Here is a 26,049-nt window from a genome sequence, read left to right as displayed (position 1 = left end):
AAAACAATATTATGAACAGTAAAATTCTAACCGAAAGCAAAGCCTTAGGATTATTACTATTAGCGCTTTGCTTCTTCATCTCCCCGATGAATCTGTTTGCAAGTACCCAACAATCCGGAAACTATCGCGTAACCGGTATCGTAAAAGACGCCACTGGTGAAAGTATCATAGGTGCCAGCGTTTTGGAAAAAGGTACTAACAATGGTATCATTACCGACATCGACGGTAACTTCTCACTTTCAGTTACTCCCAATTCTACATTGGTTATTTCTTTTATAGGATACGCAACTCAAGAATTCGCTATTAACAAAGACAACATGCAACTGAACGTCATCCTGAAAGAAGACTCCAAAATGATTGATGAAGTGGTTGTCGTAGGTTACGGCGTACAGAAGAAAGAAAACCTGACCGGTTCGGTTGCCGCTGTCAACTTCAACGATGTAGCCAACATGCCGGTAGCCAATACAGCCAACATGCTGCAAGGCCGCTTGCCGGGCGTGATGCTGACCGGTAATGGTGCGCAGGCCGGTAAAGACAATCCGGAAATCCGCGTACGTGGTGTCGGAACTTTAGGAGATGCCAGCAAGAACAATCCCATGGTATTGATTGATGGTGTAGAAAGCTCTATCAGTCAAATCTCCGAACTGGCTGCCGAAGACATCGAAAGCGTATCCGTACTGAAAGATGCTGCCTCAGGAGCCATCTACGGTGTGCGTGCCGCCAATGGTGTGATCCTTATTACTACCAAACGCGGTGAAGAACAGAAACCGACAGTCAGCTATTCAGGAAGCATTGCCCTTCAACAGGCTACCGTGCTGCCCGACTACGTTAACTCTTACGAATGGGCCCAGATGTACAACGAATGCAACCCCGGTAAAGCCTATACTCCCGAAATGCTTGAAGCATTGCGTACCGGTTCCGACCCTGACCACTTTGCCAATACCGACTGGGCAGGAGAGATGTTCCGTACCGCTCCCATGCACCAACACCACGTGTCTGTTTCCGGCGGAAGCAAAAACGTACATTACATGTTCTCTACCCAATACTTCAAACAAGAAGGTATTCTGAAAAATACAGCTAACCAACGATTCAATTTCCGTTCGAACATCGATGCACAACTGGGCATTGTAAAGATTGGTTTGAACCTTTCGGGCAGCCGCCAAAGCATCGACGAGCCGACCACTTCGGTTACAGGCGAAGGTTTGATGAGATATCTGACCTGGTTTACACGTCCTACTGTTCCCGTACAATACTCCAACGGTCACTATGGTTATGTAGACGGCAACTCGGCCATCGGTCAGTCTGTATTCAAGAACCCCATCTATGCTTTGAACAATGGTTACAAGGACAACAAGAACTATCGTTTCGACGGCAAATTCTTCGGCGAAATCGACCTGTATAAAGGTTTGAAGTTCCGCTCCAGCCTCGCCTACAAATTCTATATGAACGATGTTACCACCTTCAACCCCAGAAGCCTGGCTATCTACAACGCTGAAGGTGAGGAACTGGCTCCTGCCGGTACCCAAAACACATTGACTGATTACCACTATCTGGAAACCAGCTATATCAACGAAAACATTCTAACCTATAACAATACTTTCGGCAAGCACGAAATCGGTGTATTGCTGGGACACTCCATTCAGGGCACACGCTGGGACAAGAACGAAGCCAGCAAACAGGGATTTCCTACCGACAACATCTACGAAATGGACGGCGGTACACAAAACGACAAGGTAACCGGTTCTGCTGAAGAGACTGCTCTGCAATCTTTCTTCGGACGCATCAACTACAACTACGACGGACGTTACCTGTTTGAAATGAACATCCGCCGCGACGGTTCTTCACGCATGCCGAAGAGTAACCGTTATGCTACCTTCCCCTCATTCTCGGGTGCATGGCTTATCTCGAACGAAAGCTTCATGCAAAACATCAACTGGCTGAGTTCACTGAAGCTGCGTGCCAGCTGGGGTAAATTGGGTAACCAAGAAATCGGTAACTATGCTTATACATCTACCCTCTCGGCACAAGGAAGCTACTACTTCGGCGATACGAAATATGTAGGTATGAAGACTTCCAAAATAGCTAACGAAAACATCAAGTGGGAAACCACTACCATCACCGACTTCGGTCTCGATGCATCCTTCTGGCAAAACCGTATCAACATCGTATTCGACTGGTACGACAAGACCACTTCCGACATCTTGCTGCAGTTGCCTATGCCGGGTATCTTCCTGGGTTCTTTGGGCGCTCCTTATCAGAATGCCGGTAAAGTTCGCAACCGTGGTTGGGAATTCGCAGCCAACTATTTCGACCAGAAAGGTGACTGGAGCTGGCAAGCCGGCTTCTCACTGGCAGGTGTAAAGAACGTAATCCTGAATATGAACGGCCTGGAAAGCATCAGCGGCAGCACCATCAATCGCGAAGGCGAAGCCATCGGTTCTTACTATGCATGGAAAGCCATCGGCATCTACCGTACCGAAGCTGACCTGAACCGCACCAACTCGAAAGGTGAAGTCATCAAGCAGAATGGACAGGCTCCGCAATTGGGTGACCTTATGTATGAAGACTTCAACGATGACGGCGATATCACCGATGCCGACCGTCAGATCATCGGTAATCCGTTCCCGAAACTGCAGTATTCTTTCAACTTAGGTTTCACTTACAAGAATCTGGATGTAACAACCTTCTGGCAAGGTGTAGCCGGCCTGAACCGCTTCAACTGGGACGAAACGACTATCTCGAACGGTGGTAACAAGACATCACGCTGGCTCGACCGCTGGTCGCCCGAGAACCCCAACGGCAGCATGCCACGCATGGGCGGAACCATCAACAACACGATGTCTTCTTTCTGGCTGACCAAAGGTGACTACCTGCGCCTGAAGAACATTGAAATTGGTTATACCTTCAAAAAAGAAGCATGGATGAACAAAATCGGCGTACAAAGCCTGCGTCTCTACCTGGCCGGTACCAACCTGCTGACCTTCACTTCATTGGACGACTACGATCCTGAAAAGCAAAGCGGAGATACACGCAATGACGTTCACCCCAACACCAAGACTTACTCATTCGGTATTAATGTTAAATTCTAAAACTATTTGAACACCATGAAACTAATTAATAAATACATAAGTTTGGCACTCCTTTCCGGTGCCATGATGAGCTCCTGTTCAGACAGCTTCCTGCAAAAGGACTCACTGACCGAATCATCCTCTTCTACCTTCTGGCAGACATCCAACGATGCCATGATGGCTCTGGCCGCCTGCTACGATGCCCTCCAGAGCAACCAGCTCTACAACTCCGACCAGTATACCTTCGGTCCGTTGTATATGGAATGCATCAGCGACAACGGCGGACACTTCAACTGGAGCGGCTGGATCGAAGGCTACGACGTAGCCATGGGTATCCAAAACCCCAGTTCATGGGTATTCAGCGACTATTGGAAGGCTAACTACGAAGTCATCAGCCGTTGCAACAATCTGATTGCCAACATCGATCGGGTAGACATGAGCGAAACGGAGAAGACACGCTACAAAGCAGAAGCCATCGTGCTCCGTGCTCTTATCTATACTAACCTGACCATGACTTATCAGGACGTGCCTTACCTGACCGAACCCCTGACCCTCGAAAGCCCCAGCAAGGAAAAAAGCAAACGGGCCGACATCGTAAACAATGTTATCACCGACCTGAAAGCCTGTGTAAACAGCCTGCCTGAAAAAGCTGACTTGGGACGTCTGACACGCGGCGCCGGATACGCTATCCTCGGTCGTCTGGCCCTCTACAACGAGAAGTGGGACGAAGCCATCAGCGCCTATCGCGAAGTGATGAAGCTGGGCTACAGCCTGCATCCGAAATACAGCGAACTGTTCACTCAAGCCGGACAGACTTCACCCGAAATTATCTTCTCCGTACGTTACGAAGGACCGGGTATGAGCGAAGGAGCTTCGTTCAACGCCCACTGGAATACACCTGGTGAATTTATCAACGGCACCATCGACCTGGCCGACGACTATTACCTGACTGACGGTAAGAAGACAGCCGATACGAACTATGGCGAAATGAAAGACGGAAAACTGGACGTAAGCAAGCCCAATGCCGCACACTGGGAGAACCGCGACCCACGTCTCTATGCCACCCTCTTCGTGCCCGGCATGAAGTGGAACGGTAAAGGTGGCGAAGGCGCATGGTACGGAGGTGCAGCCGCTTCCCTCTCTACAGTATACGTTATGAAATATTTCGACCCGTCGGACACCAGCAACTCATGGGACAACGGTCAGGACTTCTACGTAGTACGCTATGCCGAAGTACTGCTTTCGCTGGCCGAAGCACTGGTACAGAAAGGTGGATATGACGATGCCGAAGTACGTGGCCTCATCGACGAAGTACGCCAACGCGGCGACGTAAACATGCCGAAGGTAGAAGACGTTGAAGGTACCGGACTGAGCAAGGAAGCATTGCTGGAAGTCATCAAGCACGAACGCCGTGTCGAACTGGCTTTCGAAGGTCTGCGCCTGTTCGACGTATACCGCTGGAAGATGCTTGACAAGGCCGTTGCCAACATCGAAAAAGAACGCACCACACTGGGCCTGGCGTATGAAACACGCCAATACAATGGCGAACGCGACTACGTATGGCCCATTCCTACTGCCGAACTCGATTCCAATGAACTGCTCGAACAACACGAGCTTTGGAAATAACCTTTTCAGTTAGCAATAGGTAAATGGAGGATGGCCAGGCTAAAGCATATAATGACAAGGCCTGAGCCATCCTTTTCTTCTTAAACCTCAAATCCGCAACCGCCCTCATAAGATGACACAGAGGTCAAAAAGGTAGCGACACTGTGGCAAAAGAGGGTGCAACGCAGCAAAAATCGCCACAAAGACGCATTAAATCCCCTTACCCCACCATGCGACTTGAGGCAATACGCAAAATCACGACCATAAGTTGTCGGTGTCATCCAAAGTCATTCTGGAACACATCAGCATAAGCGTTGTTGCATGAATAGATATTCAGCACATACTGCCTTGATGTCCTGACCCATTTGGCTGGCACAGAGATGAACTTGAAGACAAACGCCTTGATGCGGCTTGTTGCTTTGAGTCCGAACCTCTTCACGTCAAGCCTCGCCATGATGAATTTATAGAAGTTGCGTATGAGTGCCGTAAGCAGAAGAAACACCGTGTTTTCTCCCATGAAGGATTTTGGAAGCCTGTTCCAGCCGAATCCGTTATTCATGTCATCGAAGATGCGTTCCTTCCCTCCACGGAGGTTATAGAATTCGACAATCTCTTTCTCGGAAGACTCGTAGTCATTTGTAAGGATGCAGCGGTAGGTGTATTCTCCTTCCCACAGGTCGAGTTCGCCGTCTATCCGCTTCTGTCTTTGAATCACAAGACGGTATGCCTTCCCTTTCCATTTCTCGATGAGAATGGAGGCCAGCTCAAACTCAATGCCGCCCAATTCCACTTTCTTCCAACCTCTGAGGGCAAAGATGTCATTGTAGAGCGAACTGCATCGGTTGGCACGGATATAGAAGGTCTTGCAGTGTTTAGCAATCTCTTCCACTATCTCTTCAGAACACGAGCCGCAATCAGCTCTGAAACGGTTGATCATAAGCTTGTTCTTTTCAAACCTTTCAAAGAACCTCTTCAGCGTGTCCTTCTGGTGGAAACGGACATTTGTGTTGCCGTCGCTGTTCTCAATGCCGACAATCAAGTCGCCAATAACCGCCACGCCAGGACGGTATCCGAGAAACTTCTTGTATGTGGGTTTCGCATCAAACTTCTCAGCCTCTATGAACTGGTGGTCGAAGTCAACGTCATACCCCTCGCCATCTTTCAGCTGCCCTGTGGACAATAGGCAATTGAGGAGCAGTGTATTCAGCATGTCTGCCGTGTTTAAGTCGTAGGTCTTGCCAGTGTCGGATGTGTAGGAAATGTTATCCTGGGTCAGTTCCTTTATGGCTCTGAGAATCGTGTCGGCACTGCATGTGCGAAGTGTCGGATGAAGCGAGAGGTGATACATCAGATGAGTGGTGACATCCTCTATGCATGAGCCGCCACAGAAATAAACGCTCATAAGCGAACGGATGATTTCGCTGTATTGATAACCATACAGCCTACATCTCATACCGAGGGTTGAGTCGATTACAGATGAGAGATTGGAGTCAAATTGCTCCATTATTGAAAAAATTCCTCCAAAAGGAGAGAGTTTCTCAGATTTTATTGCTACCTTTGCCATGTCTGTCGGGTTTGATACATATTTTGATTTGCAACACTAAGATAGGTGAAAAATCTGACATGGCAAAATCCTGAGCAACTTTTTGTTGCTCAGGTACTTATAAAATAAGTTAAACTAAAATGCTGCGGAATTTAGGTTAAACAAAAACCAAGCATATGAAAAAAACAAGGATTCGCTTCGAACAGCATAAATTAACCCTGATAACCGGTCTGCTGATACTGGCATCCTGCATCAGCGGAGGGGTACAGCTGAGTTCGTGCACCGCCGACAGCCATACCGCCTACTACATCGACCCCGTAGCCGGAAACGATGCCAACTCCGGCCGATCGGCCGACAAGGCTTGGCAAAGCCTGAAAAAAGTCAAGGAAATCACCCTTGCTCCCGGCGAACAAGTGTTGCTGAAACGGGGAGCCACCTTCAACGGGCAGCTCGAAATCAACGGAAAAGGTACCCCCGCACAGCCCGTCATCGTAGGAGCCTACGGAGACGAAACACTGCCCAAACCCTGCATTGTAGGCGACGAAACCTCGCTCTATGCCGTACGCATCTTAAATTCGGAATACCTTACCATGCGCGACCTCGAAATCGTAAACACAGGCAAGCAACCCCTGCCCCTGCGTACGGGTCTGAAGATAGAATGCCGTGACTACGGCGTGGCGCACAACATCTGCATCGACGGACTCACCATCCGCGACGTCAACGGGTCGCCCGTCAAGGAACTGGGCGGAGGCAGCGGCATCTACATCGTCAACGAAGGCGAACAGATACGTTCGTGTTTCGACAGCCTCGTCATCCAGAACTGCCACATCATGCGCTGTACGCGTAACGCCATGATCTGGAAAGGCTATTACGACCGCCGCAACTGGTTCCCCAGCAAGCATACCGTAGTGCGCTACAACCTTATCGAAGAAGTGCCCGGCGACGGTATCGTTCCCATCGGTTGCGACAGCACCCTCATCGAGTACAACGTGATGCGCAACTGCCCCGACGTACTGCCCATGACCGAAGCCGCCGCAGGTTTCTGGCCCTGGAGCTGCGACAATACCACGATTCAGTTCAACCACGTCAGCGATCACAAGGCTCCCTGGGACGCACAGGCCTATGACTGCGATTATAACTGTACGAACACCGTCATCCAGTACAACTACAGCCACGACAACTACGGCGGTCTGGTACTGGTATGCGACTCGGGCAACGAACGCGACTACAGCCTGGGCAACCAGCGCAGCATCGTGCGCTACAACATCAGCATCGGCGACGGCATCCGGCCCAAGCCCACCCGTCAGGGTATGTTCTCACCCAGCATCCACATTGCCGGACAGGTAGAGGATACGCGCATCGAGCGCAACATCATCCACGCCAACGTCAAGCCGGGCAAGGACATCGACCGCAGCATGATCGTGTCCGACAGCTGGGATGGCTATGCTGCCCGCACCACCTTCAGCCAGAACATCTTCTACACTGCCGAGCCCTCGCGCTTCGACCTGACCAAGTCCACAGACAACACGTTCAGCGGCAACTGGTACCTGGGCAACTACAACGCCCTGCCCGACGACCCCGAAGCGAAAACCGCCTGTCAGCAGTACGAAGAACAGATACTCTCTGCCGGAAGCGACGGCCGCCACGGCTTAGAGAAGCTGATGAAGCAACGCGACGTATGCGGCACTTCCTTCCTCTTCATCGACAAGGACCGCATCGAGACCTTCTTCGAACAACTGCAATAAATACGTATACCACTAGTCAGGGGCTGCATCCACTTCGGGTGCAGCCCTTATTTCGTTATTCAGTACCGACTACTTGCATTTCCCAAGGAAAAGTTATATCTTAGCTGCTGGGATGTACATCCCGCGTGCCGGGACACACATCCCAAGCCGCGAAATGTACATCCCGGCACGCGAGATGAAAGCAGCGTCAGCAGAAAGACCTATTTACCCCACGGCATACCGGCAAAGCATTCCATGAGTAAGGTCGACCAACTGCCTACCCTGCATAAGTTTAATCCATCACAAGAAAGGACGAAACACCATGCCCGAATATCAGATGCAGGAACTGACCCTGCCCAACGAAGAAGGAAAGAAAGTGACCTACCCGCGCATCAAGCTGTGGGGACAAGTGGACTTGGAGTACCTGGCCCGACACATCAACTACGCCAGTAGCTTCACCCCCGGCGACATCATCGGGCTGGTGCGTGCGCTGACCGAATCCATCGCCTACGAAATGGCGCAAGGACGCTCCGTCAAGATAGACGGACTGGGCATCTTCACCCCCTCGCTCGGGCTGCGCCCGCAGGCCGAAGAGCAACGCGACCTGCGCGAAAGCGAAGGAAAGGAGTACCGCATCAGCGCCGCAAGCATCTACCTGCGCGACATCAACTTCCGCGCCGACAAGGAACTCATCCAGCAAACCGGACAAAAATGCCACCTGAGCAAGTCGGAATGGAAAGCACGCCGCTCCTCGCAGCGCTATACTGCCGAACAACGTCTGCAACTGGCTCAGGACTACTTGAAAGAGAACCCCATGCTGCGGGTAAAGGACTATTGCGCCCTGACCGGCCTGTTGCGCAATGCCGCCGCCAGCGAGCTGAAGCGATGGAGCGAAACGCCCGGCAGCGGCATCGGCCACATGGGCACAGGCAGCCACAAAGTCTACGTCCGGAAAGAAAACGGATAACCGATCATTAACCATTCACCATTAATCATTCATCACTGCATGAAAAAGACAACTGCTACCCTGGCCGCCGTCCTGCTATGCGGAGCGACGGCCCTTCAGGCCCAGTCGTGGAAGCCCCTCGAACAGAAGGCTCTACAGGATGAAGCCTACGCCCGACACGATTGCGTCAACCTGCTGGACAGCACCAGCGTCACAGTACAACCCACCGGACAAGGCTCGTTCGCCGTGTGCCGCGCCGTCAAGGTGCAGACACCTGCCGGTGCCCTGCGCCAACGCGTACTGAAGTACGACTACGACCCGCTGACAGCCGCCGCCCGCTTCCGTCGGGTCACCATCCATCATGCCGACGGCACGAAGACCGAAGTGGACGTGACGAAAACCCAGGACTATGCCGCACCCGCCCGTGCCATCTACTGGGGTGCCCGCCAGATTATGATCGAACTGGGACAACTGAAACCCGGCGACGTCATCGACTACGAGATTGACAAGAAAGGATTCACCTACGCCCTGCTGGCCGATACGCCGCAAGAGGGCGACGACTCACGTTTCATCCCGCCCATGCGGGGCCAGTTCTACGACATCGTGCCCTTCTGGAGCAGCGACCCGACCGTACGTAAGGTCTACCGCGTCAGCCTGCCCGCCGACAAGGACATGCAGTTCCAGTTCTACCAGGGCAGCTGTGCCTCGTCACTGCGCTACGAGGACGGACGCAAAGTCTACACCTTTGCCTCGGACGGTCTAATGCCTTTCCAGCGCGAGCCGAACATGGTGGACTTCTACGACGCTGCCCCCAAACTGATGATGTCCACCACTGCCGACTGGCGTGACAAGTCGCGCTGGTTCTACGGCGTCAACGAAGACTACGGCAGCTTCACCGCCATCCCCAAAGCCCAGCGAAAGGTGGACGAACTGATACGCGGCAAAAAGACCGACCTGGAGAAAATAGCCGTACTGACCCACTGGGTGGCCGACAACATCCGCTACGCCGGCATCACGATGGGCAAGGGCGAAGGCTTCACCCTGCACAACCTGAAAATGAACTATACCGACCGCTGCGGTGTGTGCAAGGACATTGCCGGTACGCTTATCGCCTTCCTGCGCATGGCGGGCTTCGAAGCCTATCCGGCCATGACGATGGCAGGCAGCCGCGTAGAGACCATCCCTGCCGACCACTTCAACCACTGCGTAGCCGTGGTGCGCCTGCAGGACGGCACACTGATGCCCCTCGACCCCACATGGGTACCCTTCTGCCGTGAGCTGTGGAGCAGTGCCGAGCAACAACAGAACTACCTGCCGGGCACACCCGAAGGCACCGACCTCTGCCTGACACCCGTCTCTGCCCCCGAGAATCACTACGTACGCATCAACGCCGACAACCGCCTTTCTGCCGACGGCACCCTGCGAGGCAGCTTCACCATCGAAGCCGAAGGACAGAGCGACAGCAACATACGCCGCATCTTCACCACCGGCTTCCAAAGCGAATGGCAGAACACCATGGAACGCCAACTGCTCAACGTTTCGCCCAAGGCACGTCTCCTCAGTGTGGACTACGGACGCAATCCGAAAGACTATCAGAAGGCCCCCATCCGCATCACCTTCCGCTACGAAATACCCGACTATGCCATGAAAACGGACGAGGACGGAATGGTCTTCAAACTGTTTGTGATGAACAACCTCTACACGCAAGTGATGTCCTATCTGCGCATCGACACCAATCTGGAGACACGCCAATATGGCTTCAAGGACGGCTGTTCGCGCCTGGTAGAACTGAACGAAACACTGCGCCTGCCCGACCGCTACCTGCTGAAAGGAAAACAGTCGACAGAAACGACCGAAAATACAGTAGGAGCAGCCGCCAGTTTCGAGGGCAACATCAAAGGAGAGGGCAACCTCGTAACGGTAAAGACCACCCTCAAGCTGAACAAACGTGTGTACGAAGCATCCGACTGGTTCTCTTTCCGCAAAGCTGTCAACATGGCCAAGAGTTACAACCGCTACTTCGTTGCCAAAAAGAGATAATAACAATGTCCACCAATAAATCCAAGTGAATCAAATGAAAACAATCCATCTATATATAGGTGTACTTGCTCTGCTCCTGTCCGTGACCCTCACTGCACAGGCAGCCTCCGAAGCCCGCTTCGGCAAACTGTCGAAGACCTACACCTTGCACGCCGACGGCAGTCAAGAACTCCGCGTGCAGAAAGAACTGACCCTCTACACCCACGCCGCCATGAACAGCCTTTACGGCGAAACGTTCATCGTCTACGATCCGCAATACCAGCAGCTCGAAATACACGATTCGTACACGCGGCAGAAGGATGGTACCGTCATCCGTACCCCCGACAACGCCTTTGTCGAAGTGTTGCCCTCCGCAGCCGCCAATGCTCCGGCCTACAATCGGCTGAAAGAAATGGTAGTAGTACATACTGGCCTGGAGCTAGGTGCCACCATTTATTTAGATTACTCTATCAAGAGCCGTGCCGGCTATCTGCCCGAACTGGATATCTGTTGCCCGGTGAAGGAACTGTCGCCCATCGACGAGTTCACCTGCCGCATCGAAGTTCCCGAAAGCAAGATGCTGCACTATGAATTGCTGAATGCCTCCGCCCGTCCGGCAGAAGCAAACAAAGATGGCATGAAATCCGTCACCTGGAAACTGAAGAACGTAGAGCCGCGCCCCTACTCTTACCCTTCACTGCGAGGCAGTCTGGGCATGGTGCAGCAGGTAACTTCCGGCATGATGCCTGTTATCATGGCTTCTACATGGGCAAGCTATGCCGACGCACTGAAGTCACTTGCCCAACAGTTCACCCCCGGCGACCGCACAGTCATTGAAGCCCAACTGAACGAACTGAAGCAGGCAGCACAGCAAGACAGCACCGACCTGCGCACAGCCATCGCCACCTACATGAACAGACTGTACACCTCCAGCCAGTGCAAAGTGTCGCTGCAAGAAGCAGGATACCGCCTGCGTCCGGCATCGGAAGTCATCCGTAGTGCCTACGGTACACTGGCCGAACTGGTCAACCTGGATGTCGCCCTGCAACAGGCAGCCGGAATAAAAGCCGAAGCAGCCATCTGCGCCCTCCACCCGTCAGAAGCAGATAACCGGGGACTTGCTTCCATTGTTTCCCTCATAGCCCAATCCGAAAATGCTCCCCAAAAAGGAGCGGCCGTACAAGGAACAGGCGAATCCCGACTACAAGACTACATGACGGTGACTACCCTGCAGGCACAGCCCCTGAAACTGGCGGTAAACACAGCTCAAGACACTCAGAAAGACGTATTGGAAATCAATGCCGACAACTCGCAGACACTGCCCGACGGATGGCAGGTTGTCACCCTGAAACCGGTATCGGCTGCCTTACCTTTATATACATACGCTACCAATACCCGCATCCGCGAAAACATCCTGCTTCCACAAACCGTGGAAGTAACCTGCGAAACATTGGTCAAGCTGCCCGAAGGTACCACCTGGAGTCAGAAAGCCGACAAGACGCTGACTCGCTCATGTGGCAAGGTATCGTTCAGCTATAAGCAAGGAGCAGAGGGAGTAACCGTGACACGAAGCCTCAGCATCACACAACAATTACTCACTCCTCAGACCTACTGCGACTTCTATGCCCTGATGGCCGAATGGCGCGACAGCAACAACCACACACTGCTGCTGAAACCTGGTAAGTAAGACGAAAATACAAAACGAGGGCGCATCCAAAACGGACGCGCCCTCGCTGTTCTCCTATATAATACAGGTAAGATTATACCAGATGTGAAATCCACTCTTCACGCTCACCCGGCAGCAAGTCGATGACAGGAATCTCGATCATCGTGTAGCAGCCCGGTTGCTGACGCATAGCTGCACGTGCCACGCAAACCAATACCTGAGCAGTCAAAGCCGGATTGTTGATACGCATGTTGAACTCGAACAACTGGTTCTGCGTCTTGCCCGAAACACCCTTACGAGTCAGGTTCACACCGTGTCCCATGTCGAGCAGTGCGTCTACGCTGGGCACGAGTTTCACGTGTGTTTCGTCGTTCACGAAGTAAGGATCAGCCTTAATGGCAGCGGCCACCTTGTCGAAATCGTAACCTTCGTTCAGTTCGATGTATACCATACGGCGATGGATGCCTGTACCGGTAGGAATCGTCATGGACAATGCAGCCTTCACACCTTCAATGGCCTTTACGGCTACTGTGTGTCCCATACTCATACCCGGTCCGAAGTTGGTATACGTAATACCTTTCGGTGCAATGGCTTCGAGCAACGTACGTACTACAGAATCACTTCCCGGATCCCATCCTGCCGAGATGATGGAAACAGTATTGTGAGCCTTAGCCTCAGCGTCGAGCGTACGGCGCAGGTCGGCAATGCCTGTATGGATGTCAAAGCTGTCTACTGTATGGATGCCCAGTGCCAGAATCTCTTTGGCATATTTCTCCACACTGCGGGTCGGCGTACAAAGAATGGCCACGTCCACTCCTTCCAGTTCTTTAATATCTTTCACGACAGGATAATCGTTCAATTCAGCCGGACGGTTCTCGGCACCTGCACGGCGTACAACACCGGCAATTTCGAAATCAGGCGCAGCCTGCAAAGCCTGGAGCACATAGTGCCCGATATTGCCATAACCAACGATGGCAGCTCTTACTTTTTTCATACTTTTATCCAATTTAGTTATCAGTTTTCTTTTTAGTGGGTGCAAAAATACGCATTATTCATCAAATAGCGTACAAAACGGTGCAATCTTCCATTTTCTTTTTTTCTTTATTAAGACTATTTTATAGCCAATGGATATTTCGTACATTTGCACCGGACATATAACAAACCAGACATGGCATTTGTTCCGACCCCGAAGACGAAAGAGCTTCCAAACCAACAACTCAAGAACTCATAAACTCATAAACATATGATAGAATACCTCCGAGGCGAACTTGCCGAACTTAGTCCGGCAACCGCTGTCATCGACTGCAACGGCGTAGGCTACATAGCCAGCATTTCGCTCAACACCTACTCGGCCATACAGGGCAAGAAGACATGCAAGCTCTACATCTACGAAGCCATCCGCGAAGATACCTACCAGTTATACGGCTTTGCCGACAAGCAGGAACGCGAACTCTTCCTGCTGCTGATCACCGTATCGGGCATCGGAGGCAATACGGCACGAATGATTCTCTCGGCCTTGTCGCCCACCGAACTTATCAACATCATCAGCAACGAAAATGCCAATCTGCTGAAAACAGTGAAAGGTATCGGACTGAAAACTGCCCAACGCATCATCGTAGACCTGAAAGACAAGATAAAGACTGGAGCCGTCGCAGCCGCCATGGGTGTAGAACCGGGACTTCCGCTGGCAGGCATGGCCAACAGCGAACTGCAAGAAGAAGCCGTAGCAGCCCTCACCATGCTGGGATTTGCACAGGCTGCCTCGCAAAAAGTGGTTCTGGCCATTCTGAAAGAAACGCCCGATGCTCCGGTAGAACAGGTTATCAAACTGGCACTTAAACGACTCTGACATGATGAAGACAAAGAAAATATATATGAATGACTGGCTGACAGCCAACGCCCGGAACCAGACACAGCCGGCCGACAAATGGTATGTAGACTTTGCCAACCGTCTGCTTCCCCTGATCGACAGCTCTCCTCTGTATGCCGGTCATACGTTTTACGACCTGACCAAAACAGCCATCCGGGTAAGTCTGTACTTCTACGATACCATTGCCCAGTCTGGCGGCTGGAAAGTTTTCTGTGACAAATACCGACAGCTCTACCACCAGACGTTACCTTTCTACGAGTGTACCGATTACATTGACGACGAAATCAACCTGCCCGATGTATGCCTGTTGTTATGGGACAGCCTTTCGCAACCGGCTCTCCTCCCGGACGAAGACCATCCGGAATTGCAAGCTTTCGCCGATCTTCACGCTCCTTTTCATTTCCAGAATCCTTATGACAAGGAACTGTTGGCACTGGCCGGAAAACTGTATGATGAAATGGACAGCCTGTTCGAAGAAGCGCCTATTGGCGAAATACCTTCACCCGACTCGTGGATGATGAACAGCCAAGTACTGGAAACTCCTTCGCTTCCTTTACCCGAAATTACTCCCGACAGCCGACTGACCAAGGACGTGGAACGCTGCCTGAAGTACAGCAACGGCTATCCCCTGCTTTATTTCGCCACCTACCGCGAACTGCACACCTTCCTGACTCAAGAACTGAAGTGGGAAGACCATCCCGACGGTCTGCTGACCGACTTGAAAGACGAAAAGAACTTTGTGATCTATGCCAACGGCAAAGGCATGCTGATGGCTCCTGGTGTGGCAGCCTGCTTCTGCGATGCCCGTAATGCAGCCTACCATGCTTCGACGGCTGCTGCCGAAGCATACAAACTGTTCTGCCTGCCCGGCCATTGTCCGTTCGACCTGTTGAAGTATGGTATGCAGCACGGACTTCTGCCTGATGCCCAACTTCCCTTCCCGCAAGGAAAAGAAGTACTGCAGAACAACTGGGATTTCATAACACGATACTTTTTAGACGAATATTATGAGGGGGAATAAGAATACACATACTCGTCCGCGGCGGACCAGCAGCAAAAAAAAGCCGACAGGAAAAAGAATAGGCAAGTCGAAACCATCGAAAGCCAACAACCAGCTGAACAGAAGGGTAAAATAGGATCTGCCTGCAAGTAGCAGAAAAATAGAATACCACACACGAAACAATATAAAAGAAGTGCAAACATACTGTCATTTCCTCGACTCTGAACGGAATGGCAGCATATTTGCACTTCTTTTTTATGTGCCCTTATTTTCTAAGGATACAAGAGGGTATATCAAATTAAGGAAGCGTTTTCCTTTAGACACCCTCCTTCTCACGAAAGATTTCTTTCTTAAAGCTCGATAATTTCTTCGTTGCACACGGTCAGTTTCTCCACTCCTTCGGTAGTTACCAGCCATGAGTTCTCTATACCTAACGGACCGACACCCGGCAACACAATCTTCGGTTCCAAAGCAAATACCATGCCCGGCTCCAGCTCCTGCTTCATGCGGGGAGCGATAACAGGTGCTTCGTTTATTTCCAAACCGATGCCATGACCGATGAATTTAGCCTTCTGTCCTACTCCCATGAAATAATCGGCAAATCCGGCTTCCTCCACCATCTTGACAGCCGTATTGTACAAATCTTCGCACGCTACGCCCGGCTTCGCCATGTTGGCAATGGCTTCTTGCACTTCCAGACACGTCTGGTGTGCCGCATACGCCTTTTCCGGCAATTTACCGATGGAGAATACACGACTCATATCACCCATATAGCCGTAGAAGTTACCACCCATATCCACCATCAGACTCTGTCCTGCCTGCAACAGTGAGCCGTTTGCACCTCCCGGCAACGAAGGATCGAGTCCCTCACCACCCAAGGCAAAATCGTAGGGAGAAGGAGCAGCAGCATTGTCACCTGCCAGCAGACTGCCCATAAATATTTCCATACTCTGCCCAAACACACGGAAAATACCCAGACAGCCTTCCAGACGCATCAGCCGTTCTATCTCGATGGAAAGCTGACGGTCGGTCATGCCCGGACGATAAACAGACGGTATCTGTTCGTAAGCTTTGGCATGCGCAACTCCCGAACGACGGAAAATCTCAATCTCCATCACCGTCTTGATGCTGCGTGCCTGACGAATCAGCGACGAACCGCACGGCACAACTTCCGCTTCGGGGAAACAGGCTGCCAGCCGATTGTACTCAGTAAACGACAATTCATCGCCTTCCAACATCAGTTTTTTGGGCAAAGGCAAGCCACACTCCAGTATCAGTTCCGGCAATTGTTCGGGCTTGCGTACAGGAAGTACATGTTCTCCGGTAATGTTATTGGGGCGCTTGACAAACAGGCGAGCAGGCGATTCCAGCGGCAAATACAGGTAACCGCTAACTACAGTTCCGTAGGTATATATCAGATTGACATTGCAAGCAATAAGGGCGGCATCAATTCCACGTTGAGCCATCAGTACACGTATCTTATCACGTCTTTGTTTTAATTCCGGTTGTAACATCTTTTATAATTATGATTGGTTAGCATTCTTCGTTTTCGCACACAAAGATACAATTCTCCCGTCATAATTCCATCAATCCGGAAAATGATTATATACGCCTATATAAAAAAAGTACTGCCCCATACCTTCACAGGCCGCAGGCAGCACAAACCACAAATACAAATACAACTAAACAAAGTTTCTTTATACTATTCCCTGACCCATCATGGCGTGAGCCACCTTCATGAATCCGGCGATATTTGCGCCTTTCACATAGTTGATGTAACCGTCAGGTTCTGTCCCATATTTAACACATTGTTCATGTATGCCGTGCATGATAGTGTGCAGTTTCTCATCCACTTCTGCAGCACTCCAGCTCAGGTGCATGGCGTTCTGCGACATTTCCAGTCCGCTGGTAGCCACACCACCGGCATTTACAGCCTTACCCGGTGCATACATAATCTTGTTTTCGATAAAGAGGTCGATGGCTTCGGGCGTACATCCCATGTTGGATATTTCGCCTACGCAAGTCACGTTATTATCTATCAGGTGACGGGCATCTTCGCCATTCAGCTCGTTCTGTGTAGCGCAAGGCAGTGCGATGTCTACCTTCACTTCCCACGGACGTTTGCCAGCTACGAATTTTGCACCCGGGAACTGCTCGGCATACGGTTCAACGATATCATTGCCCGAAGCACGAAGTTCCAGCATATAGTCAATCTTTTCGCCACTGATGCCATCCGGATCGTAAATGTAACCGTCGGGACCGGAAATGGTAACCACCTTGGCACCCAGTTGCGTAGCTTTTGTAGCAGCACCCCAAGCCACGTTACCGAATCCGGAGATAGCTACTGTCTTACCTTTAATATCAATACCTTTCGTCTGCAACATCTGGTTCACGAAGTACAAACCACCGAAACCTGTAGCCTCAGGACGGATCAGCGAACCGCCGAATTCCAATCCCTTACCAGTAAACGTACCGGTAAACTCACGGGTCAGCTTCTTGTACATACCGAACATATAGCCTACTTCGCGGCCACCTACGCCGATATCACCGGCAGGAACATCCATATCGGGTCCCAGATGACGCCACAATTCCAGCATAAATGCCTGGCAGAAACGCATAATTTCGGCATCGCTCTTACCACGCGGTGAGAAGTCGGAACCTCCCTTACCGCCCCCCATAGGCAGCGTAGTCAGCGCGTTCTTGAAAGTCTGCTCAAATCCTAAGAATTTCAGGATGGAAAGGTTGACGGAAGCATGGAAACGGATACCGCCTTTGTACGGACCAATGGCATTATTGAACTGTACACGGTAACCCAGATTCGTCTGAACTTCACCCTTATCGTCCACCCACGTAACACGGAACGTAAAAATCCGGTCAGGTTCAACCAATCGTTCTATAATCTTTGCTTTTTCGAACTCTGGATGCTGGTTATATATATCTTCTATAGAAAGAAGTACTTCCTTTACGGCTTGAAGATATTCAGACTCGCCGGGGTGCTTAGCCTCCAAAGAGGACATGATACGTTCGATGTTCATAATATTACTTTTTAAAAGGTTATTGCCTCTGTTATTTATTCAAGGTCATTCGAGCAATTTGTCAGCGAACAACACTGCAAATATAGGGAAACTTTTCGTATTTCCTAAATTTTAAAGCGATATTTTGATTAATAAATGATAAAATGACAAAAAACTACGTATTTTATTGTAAGTTTCCAATTTTAGGGTACCCCTTTTTAGACGGGCGCCAGCAGGCACCCGTCTAAAAAAGAGTCCACAAATTTAACGATTATTATTTGCATATTGTCATGGGAAGAAGGTTTTCGTAATCCGTTCTTCCCTTTTTTAATTCTTTGAGCAGCCTGCAGAAGTAATCCCTGAAGGAGACTCCTGCCTGTTTGCAGGTTTCTATAAAGGTATTATAGATTGCGGAGTTCTGTGTTCCCTTCACACTTCCGAAGAACAGGCTGTTCTTTCGTTGGACAGTGATTGGTCTTATCGCTCTTTCAGCCGCCATATTGTCTATTGAGTATTCTCCATCGTTTCTGTAGGCGAAGATCTGATTCCAGAAGTTCTTCAGATACTTAAGGGCCTTGCCCATAAGTTCACTTCGGCTCTCATCCGGATTTGCAAGCAGATCATAAAGTTCCGTCCTTATCTTATCAATGATTTCCGTCGTTTCCTTACTGTTTCTTCTGTGGTAAATCTCGTCTGCGGTAAGTTTTTCCCGGCGGTAAGTATCTTCCATGCCGTATAACTTTCCTATCAGCTCAAGGAAGATTCTTGCCTGCAGGCTTCCCTGGTCGAAGGCATACTTGAACTTAGCCCTTGCATGAGCCAGACAACAGAGATGCTCTATATCCATAAGTTCGTTGTCAAGATACATATATACGTTGTAACCGTCACTCTGCAGTGATTTGATTTTTGCATCACCAAGGAACTTCTTCAACACATTTCTGCTCCTTCCTCCATGTTTCTGCAAACCTTCACCGTCCGTTGTATCCTCATAAAAGAAGATGACTATACGTGCTTTTCTGTTTACCAGACACCACATATAGGTCTTGCGTTTCTTATTGTAAGCGTGGTAGCGAAGCCATGTCTCGTCCACATTAACGTTCGCACCGTCCTGAAGGGCAATCTTCTTGAGGGCAGGTATCAGCTTATTGAGTTGCATTGCACCTTTGTCGGCCCAGTTCAGCAGGTTCTGGACAGAAGTGTTCCAGTCCATATCCGACAGACGGTTTTTAGCTTCCCTGTATGCTGGCGTTGACATCTGGAAGCGGTTGAACATAAGATACGAGAGCATGTTTGCCGTAATGCTTGTACCCGGTACAATCCCCTTGTAGATGTCAGCCCGGGCGTCATCTTTCATGGGAAGGAACATGCTTTCAATCCTGCCGTCGGCATGCTTTACCTTAAGCACTTCAAAGTGATGTTCCTCAATATGGCTCACGATATTTCTTATTTTACGATAGCTTGATGATATCACTACAGACCCCTCAGGAAGCATTGTATAATCGGACTTGTGTATTATCGGGGTGCCTACACAGTTCTTGTTGTATCTCATTCCTTTTCTATACGGTCTTTCCTTGGAATGAGGAGTGGCCGGAGTATCCTGCGTGTCGCATGATGCGGAAGGCTCTGACTGTGGAACTTCACCAGCCGGAGCAGTAGGAGTACCGTCAAAGTCATCCTTGTCGTCATGCTTTCCTTTTACGACCTTTTTACNGGTCAATGCCTTTAAGGCTTTTGGATGAAGCGTAAGTCTGGTTATTCATAAGTGAAAGACGCTCGACAAGGGCGTTATGCTTTTTCTCAAGCTTTTTGTATTCCTTGTCGCGGAGCTTGCATTCAATGGCAGCCTTCTCAGCCTTGCTGTTTGCCTTAAGCAGGGCATCTGTAAGGGAATCAATCTTACGGTTGGCGTCCTTCAGGTCTTTTCCTATTTCATCAAGTCGTGCTATCATTTCATCAAGCTGCTTGCTCTTGTTCTGATTCTCTTCAAACAGGAACAGGGCGAACCTCTTTATCTGCTCATTATCCATACCTTCAAGGGGTGTATGCTCCTTTTCAGGCCTGTTCATCATCTCTTCAAGATGCTTCTGTCTGAGTATGTGTTCTATAAGTTCCTCTGTTTCCATGTTCTCTAAATTTTATGTAAAGATACTCATTTTCAGTGAGATACGCAAATATTCAGAGAACTTTTATCGCTGATATTCAGAGTTTTATCATTAAATCTTTATGCTCGTTATTACCGGAGTTTCAAGTATTGTGACCAGGTCTTTCCAGTCTATCTTATACACTGTCACATCGTCCTTACGCTCTATTTTCATGAACTTATAACCCTTAATGAAGGACTTCTCATGAAGGTAGTAGGCATTCCGCTCATAGTGTATCATACGAACCTTACGCTGGTCTTTCGACATAAACATGTAAACGTCTCCGCTCAGCGGATCTCGGTGATACCTGCCGCGGATTATCTCGCATATACGCTGGGCCTTGCATCTCATATCGTGAAGCTCAGGAAGGTAGTAGAAGTTGTGAAGACCGTTGATGCTCAGCATAAGCCCTCCAGTTTCTCTACCAGTGTTTTCAGCCCCTGATAGTCTAAGCCTTTCTTCTGTATGCACAAACCCTCACGGGTTCTAATCGTTACCATGATGCTCCCTTTATGGGGAGATGTACGTTTAGACTTGCCTTTAGTAACATCCTGTTCTTCATTGCCTGCCTGGATCAACTCTTCAGGAATACCTTCCACTTCTACAGGTACAACTTTCTTCTGTGTCTTCTTGAACCAGTCATAGAATGCCGTGTAAGGAATGTTGTTGCTAATACAGAATGAGTTGATGGAAACTCCTTTGGGTTCGCCCTCGGTCTTGTAGAGGAACCACAGTCTTTCAAAATCTTTTTCGCTAAACATAATCTTTCGAGTTTTAAGTTTAGCACGAAGCTAAAGGAAAGGGACATACTAGTCAATACGCCAATTTTGGAAGCTTACTATTTTATTCCTTAAAACCCATTCCCAGGTTGTACATGATGAAGCTATATATGTCTGCCTGCTCCTCCAGCACCTTGCTCATGGGCTTTCCTGCTCCGTGTCCGGCCTTGCTGTCGATGCGGATAAGGGTCGGATTCGTTCCATCATTGCAAGCCTGCAGCGTTGCTGCAAACTTGAACGAGTGTGCCGGCACTACGCGGTCGTCGTGATCGGCCGTCGTAACCATAGTGGCAGGATATTTTGTACCCGGTTTCAGGTTGTGCAAGGGCGAATACCCCTTCAGGTACTCGAACATTTCTTTGCTGTCTTCGCTCGTACCGTAATCGCTTGCCCAGTTCCAGCCAATGGTGAACTTATGATAGCGAAGCATATCCATCACGCCCACTTCGGGAATGGCTACACGGAACAGATCGGGACGCTGCGTCATGCAGGCACCTACCAGCAGACCTCCGTTCGAGCCTCCCACGATGGCTATCTTGTCCTTATTGGTATAGTTGGCAGCTATCAGATACTCGGCCGCCGCAATAAAGTCGTCGAAAACATTCTGCTTCTGCATCTTTGTGCCGGCCACATGCCAGGCTTCGCCATATTCGCCGCCTCCGCGCAGGTTGACCTGCGCATAGATTCCTCCGTTCTCCAGGAAAGGAATGCGCATAGCCGAGAAGCCAGGATTCAGACTGATGTTGAAACCTCCGTAACCGTACAGGTATACCGGATTCGTACCGTTCTTTTTCAGGTCTTTCTTATATGTAAGGAACATGGGAATCTTCGTACCGTCCTTGCTGGGATAGAACACCTGTTCGGTAACGAAAGCATCGGCATCGAAATCGACCTTCGGCGCACGGAACAGTTCGTATGTATTCTTATCCATATCATATTTATAGGTAGCACCCGGAATGGTGAACGAAGTAAAGCTGAAGAAACATTCCTTGTCGTCCTTGTCGCCACTGAAGCCCACGGTTCCCAACGACGGCAGCTTGATTTCCTGCAACTGCTTGCCGTCGAGTCCGTACACATAAGCGTGGTTGGAAGCGTCTTTGTCGTAAGTCAGGAACAGCTTTCCGCCAATCACCTGTGCGCCCGACAGCACTGCTTCCGACTCGGGCACCAGTTCTGTCCAGTCTTTCAGTTCGCTCCTGGCAAGGTCGGCCACCATTATGCGGTTTTTCGGAGCTCCGTGGTTGGTGAACAGATATATTTTCCCGCCAATCACTTCCAGCGGACTATACTGATAGTCCATATCTGTAGCCATCGCCACAAAGGGAGCGTCATTCCGGCGCAGATCCTTCACGTACAAGGCATTTCCACGTCCTTCTCCGCTTTCGTACAAGAAGAGCATCGTCTCATCCTCGCTCACACTGCAAGTATAGAAGCGTTTGGGATAGGCCGGATTCTGGTACACCAGCTTGTCCTGCGACTGGGGAGTACCCAGTTTGTGATAGTATATCTTATGATTGGCATTCATGTTGGAGAACTCCTTTCCTTTCTCGGGAGCATCGTAAGCACTGTAATAGAATCCGTCGCTCTGCCATTCGGCTCCGGTAAACTTGGCCCATTCGATGTGATCGTCCAGCAGCTGTCCGCTTTCTGCATCCATCACATAAATCTCGGTCCAGTCCGAACCGCTACGCGAAATGGTATAGGCCGCATACTTTCCATTGTGTGAGAAGAAGATGCCGGTCAGTGCCACCGTACCGTCGTCCGACAGACGGTTAGGATCGAGGAACACACGTGGTTCGCCATCCAGCTTGTCCTGCACATACAATACGCTCTGATTTTGCAGACCGTCATTCTTGAAGAAATAATACTTTCCGTGTTTTTTGAACGGCGTACCTATCTTTTCGTAGTCGGACACCGCAGTCAGGCGTTTCAACAATGCCTCACGAAACGGAATCTGCAACAAGTAACCGTTTGTAACCTTATTCTGAGCTTCGACCCACGCAGCCGTTGCCGCACTGGTATCATTCTCCAGCCAACGATACGGATCGGGGACTTCCGTGCCGAAATACACATCTACCGTATCTACTTTCGCCGTTTCGGGATACACCAATTTGGATTGTTTCACACCACAAGATACTGCTGTCATACTCATAGCCAATGCTAAAATCTGGACTTGTTTCATAAAATATTTCCGTTCGTTCAGTGTTATTGGCGCAATATACGAATAAAAAATGAATATTTAAAAAACTATGGTTCGAAATATCGCGAATATTCTCCCCCGTTTTTCCCCAGTTAGGAAATATTTTTTTCCCAGTTAGGCAGATATTTTTTCCTAACTGGGAAAAAAACGGCACCCTTAAGTATAAAAGAATAGGCAGGAAAGCACAGGAAAACACAAAAAAACAGGAAACGAAGTCATCCGTCTTTCACCCTTCACAGCAATTCATTGATTATCAGCGAGATGCGGTGAAACTTCACACAGAAAACTTTGTTTACAACAGAAAAAGCGGTGAAATCACGATGTTTCACCAGTCTCCCAAACAAGTCTTGTAAACCACTTGCACGGCTCACGAACGACACTTGTATGGCTCGCGAGCAACACTTGCACGGCTCACGAGTAACACTTGTACGACTCACGAGCTACACTTGCATAATAGCCCTCACAACTATGGACTTTAGCAACGTAAAGAGGGACTTGGGAGGCGTAAAGAGGGACTTTCGGAGAATAAGGTTTGAGATAAAATGATAGGGGAATTTTTATTGAATAAGAATGTAAAAACGGCCTTGAAACAAAAAAATAGATTACTTTTGTCTTAGCATAAATCCAATAATAAATTAAGTATGAAAAATATGAATCTGGCTGTAGTCAGAATTATTCTGCTGTTTATCTGTTTTTGCACATATACGAGCTATTCACAAGCGATAAATATATCTCATTACGTTGAATTTGCCCACACATACGGCGTCATCCGCTACTTTTCTCCCAACCCATACACTAAAGACTGGTCAGAAAGCGATTGGATGAAAGTGTGTGCGTTACTTGCACATAGGATAGAGACGCAACCACTTGAGACGGTATTCCAACCGCTTGCTCCCACTTTATACTTCTCAACCGCACCCATTTTATCAAAGAAAGACACCACAAAATCGACTACTTCTGCCCAATTCTATTATTACAGTGGATCAGGGGAATTGAAGGTACCTTTTCTCGCTAAATTGCTGATGCCCGGGCTTGCCAATTATATTCCTTATTACAAAAGACTCTCTACCGTTCTCAACCTCCAAGACTCTGTAACCGCGCCAGTGCCCAACCGATATTATAACTACGCAGTAGGCAATGAAAAATATCTAAATATCCAGCATGCACTACCCAAAGAAATGTTTGATAGCAAGACTACGCATCGGCTGCTTACCGAGGCTAAAAATTATTGGAAACATCATCAAAGTAACGACAAGATGTTATCCTCAAATCGCCGATTTATTTTCGGACTACTGTCAGACAAAGCAGTTAGAATAGCTGATTTAGCTGTCCGTTGGAATATAGTCCGCCACTTCTACCCTTATTACGAAGAGGACAATCTTGATTGGGATCATCAATTAAAAATCTATCTGCAAAAAGCCATTCAAATAGGAGAAATAGATTCTTTTGAATCACTTCTTGAATGGTACGATACAATTAACCGTTTTCTCAATCCAATAAAAGACGGACATCTTTTCGTACGCAGAGACATGAATATTTCTAATATCAAAGCAACCTATCTACCCGAATACTTTGCAGACGTTGAAACAAGGTGTGTAAATGACACGTTACTCATACGTACAGAAATCGGTGGCAAACAAACTTGGCGTATGCTCCACACTATTAACGGTAAGCCCGCTTCCATACGTTTACAAAGTTGCAAGGAAATGACAAATGCTGCAACAGAAGCACATCGAAACAAAATAGCTGTTGACAAACTATTTTCATCCTCCGTATACGATACTCCGTTTGTTATCGAAAGTAGTGGCCTTGCGGAACAAATGCATAAAGATACACTTTATACTCGATACCCTGATTTACCTGTATCCAAACATGAAAACCAGCCTATCCGGAAATACGACAATGGGTTCCTGTACATTGACGCCACTTCACACAAGCTGAACGAGAAACGCTTTTTATCAGCACTAACTCCTGATATAAAAAAACTTTGTTTCGATTTACGAGGACTACCTTCGTACCGATTCGAAGATATTTTAGCACATTTAATCTCTTCCAACGTGAAAGCTCCAGCAACGGAAGTTCCGATTAACAGTTTCCCCTTCCAACAAAAATTATCGTGGCGTGTCAATACAGAAACTCTTCAAGCCAAATTACCTCATGTTAATTTGCCGGCAGTCTTTTTGTGTGATGCAGGAACCGTCAGTTGGGGCGAAACCATTCTGATGATAGTCCGTCACTACGGATTAGGCACAATTATTGGACAAACAACAGCAGGAACCACAGGCGATATGACACAATTCGATCTACCTCTGTTCCCGTTCGCTATGACCGGTATGCGTATGCACTGCATGGATGGAGAACAACACCACGCCCAAGGCATTGTGCCCGACAAAATTATTCCCATCTATGCCAATGACTATATAACTAATTATGACAGAACTTTAAATGCAGTTTTCAATATATTAAAATAAGTT

16 protein-coding genes and 1 pseudogene are annotated in these 26,049 nt (G+C 49.2%); 9 read left to right on the top strand and 8 right to left on the bottom strand.

All coding sequences use genetic code 11. The features are described 5' to 3' along the window. The first annotated feature begins 11 nt into the window (after positions 1 to 11). Both BQ5591_RS06500 and BQ5591_RS06495 read left to right on the top strand, forming a co-directional pair. A complete protein-coding gene (locus tag BQ5591_RS06500) occupies positions 12 to 3,089 on the top strand; it encodes a SusC/RagA family TonB-linked outer membrane protein (protein WP_071148829.1) in 3,078 nt (1,025 codons plus the stop codon). Positions 3,090 to 3,104: 15 nt separating this feature from the next. Further along, the gene (locus BQ5591_RS06495; RefSeq protein ID WP_071148828.1) at positions 3,105 to 4,694 is read left to right on the top strand and encodes a RagB/SusD family nutrient uptake outer membrane protein; all 1,590 of its coding nucleotides are present in this window, start codon (positions 3,105 to 3,107) and stop codon (positions 4,692 to 4,694) included. A gap of 256 nt (positions 4,695 to 4,950) precedes the next feature. Here BQ5591_RS06495 and BQ5591_RS06490 read toward each other — a convergent pair whose 3' ends face one another. Beyond that, positions 4,951 to 6,237, bottom strand: coding sequence for an IS1380 family transposase (locus BQ5591_RS06490; RefSeq protein ID WP_071147970.1), 1,287 nt, complete (start codon positions 6,235 to 6,237; stop codon positions 4,951 to 4,953). Between the two features lie 155 nt (positions 6,238 to 6,392). Here BQ5591_RS06490 and BQ5591_RS06485 point away from each other — a divergent pair, with 155 nt between their 5' ends. From BQ5591_RS06485 to BQ5591_RS06470, 4 genes are all read left to right on the top strand, one after another. After that, positions 6,393 to 7,961, top strand: a complete 1,569-nt coding sequence (locus BQ5591_RS06485) for a right-handed parallel beta-helix repeat-containing protein (protein ID WP_083380893.1) — start codon at positions 6,393 to 6,395, stop codon at positions 7,959 to 7,961. 301 nt (positions 7,962 to 8,262) lie between these two features. Continuing rightward, positions 8,263 to 8,907 carry an HU family DNA-binding protein gene (locus BQ5591_RS06480; protein WP_071148827.1) on the top strand — a complete coding sequence of 215 codons (645 nt, stop codon included), beginning with the start codon at positions 8,263 to 8,265 and terminating at the stop codon, positions 8,905 to 8,907. Positions 8,908 to 8,946: 39 nt separating this feature from the next. Then, on the top strand, positions 8,947 to 10,926 hold the full coding sequence (locus BQ5591_RS06475; RefSeq protein WP_071148826.1) for a DUF3857 domain-containing protein: 1,980 nt from the start codon (positions 8,947 to 8,949) through the stop codon (positions 10,924 to 10,926). 34 nt (positions 10,927 to 10,960) lie between these two features. Next, positions 10,961 to 12,592, top strand: a complete 1,632-nt coding sequence (locus tag BQ5591_RS06470; protein ID WP_071148825.1) for a DUF3857 domain-containing protein — start codon at positions 10,961 to 10,963, stop codon at positions 12,590 to 12,592. Positions 12,593 to 12,665: 73 nt separating this feature from the next. On the opposite strand, the gene BQ5591_RS06465 is transcribed toward BQ5591_RS06470, so the two are convergent. After that, on the bottom strand, positions 12,666 to 13,565 hold the full coding sequence (locus BQ5591_RS06465; protein ID WP_022163365.1) for a diaminopimelate dehydrogenase: 900 nt from the start codon (positions 13,563 to 13,565) through the stop codon (positions 12,666 to 12,668). A 249-nt stretch (positions 13,566 to 13,814) separates the two neighbouring features. On the opposite strand from BQ5591_RS06465, the gene ruvA reads away from it, so the two are divergent. Together ruvA and BQ5591_RS06455 are read left to right on the top strand one after the other, a co-directional pair. Next, the gene (gene ruvA, locus BQ5591_RS06460) at positions 13,815 to 14,420 is read left to right on the top strand and encodes a Holliday junction branch migration protein RuvA (protein ID WP_022163366.1); all 606 of its coding nucleotides are present in this window, start codon (positions 13,815 to 13,817) and stop codon (positions 14,418 to 14,420) included. A 4-nt stretch (positions 14,421 to 14,424) separates the two neighbouring features. Further along, positions 14,425 to 15,462 carry a DUF3843 family protein gene (locus BQ5591_RS06455; RefSeq protein WP_071149363.1) on the top strand — a complete coding sequence of 346 codons (1,038 nt, stop codon included), beginning with the start codon at positions 14,425 to 14,427 and terminating at the stop codon, positions 15,460 to 15,462. Between the two features lie 329 nt (positions 15,463 to 15,791). Here the strand turns inward: BQ5591_RS06455 and BQ5591_RS06450 are convergent, their stop codons facing one another. From BQ5591_RS06450 to BQ5591_RS06425, 6 genes and pseudogenes are all read right to left on the bottom strand, one after another. Then, a complete protein-coding gene (locus BQ5591_RS06450; RefSeq protein ID WP_071148824.1) occupies positions 15,792 to 16,955 on the bottom strand; it encodes a M24 family metallopeptidase in 1,164 nt (387 codons plus the stop codon). 183 nt (positions 16,956 to 17,138) lie between these two features. After that, on the bottom strand, positions 17,139 to 18,476 hold the full coding sequence (gdhA, locus tag BQ5591_RS06445; RefSeq protein WP_071148823.1) for an NADP-specific glutamate dehydrogenase: 1,338 nt from the start codon (positions 18,474 to 18,476) through the stop codon (positions 17,139 to 17,141). A 253-nt stretch (positions 18,477 to 18,729) separates the two neighbouring features. Next, positions 18,730 to 20,578: pseudogene (gene tnpC / locus BQ5591_RS06440) on the bottom strand (IS66 family transposase). A 90-nt stretch (positions 20,579 to 20,668) separates the two neighbouring features. Next, positions 20,669 to 21,001 carry an IS66 family insertion sequence element accessory protein TnpB gene (gene tnpB / locus BQ5591_RS06435; RefSeq protein ID WP_071148245.1) on the bottom strand — a complete coding sequence of 111 codons (333 nt, stop codon included), beginning with the start codon at positions 20,999 to 21,001 and terminating at the stop codon, positions 20,669 to 20,671. Beyond that, on the bottom strand, positions 20,995 to 21,357 hold the full coding sequence (locus BQ5591_RS06430) for a hypothetical protein (RefSeq protein WP_071148244.1): 363 nt from the start codon (positions 21,355 to 21,357) through the stop codon (positions 20,995 to 20,997). Before BQ5591_RS06430 ends, tnpB begins: the two co-directional genes overlap by 7 nt. Before the next feature lie 82 nt (positions 21,358 to 21,439). Then, positions 21,440 to 23,527, bottom strand: coding sequence for a prolyl oligopeptidase family serine peptidase (locus tag BQ5591_RS06425; RefSeq protein WP_113740851.1), 2,088 nt, complete (start codon positions 23,525 to 23,527; stop codon positions 21,440 to 21,442). A gap of 689 nt (positions 23,528 to 24,216) precedes the next feature. Here BQ5591_RS06425 and BQ5591_RS06420 point away from each other — a divergent pair. Beyond that, a complete protein-coding gene (locus BQ5591_RS06420) occupies positions 24,217 to 26,046 on the top strand; it encodes a S41 family peptidase (protein ID WP_083380892.1) in 1,830 nt (609 codons plus the stop codon). Positions 26,047 to 26,049 lie beyond the last annotated feature (3 nt).

It is taken from the genome of Bacteroides ndongoniae (assembly GCF_900108345.1).
GTDB classification, from domain to species: Bacteria; Bacteroidota; Bacteroidia; order Bacteroidales; family Bacteroidaceae; genus Bacteroides; species Bacteroides ndongoniae.
This window is presented reverse-complemented; position numbering and strand designations above follow the sequence as displayed.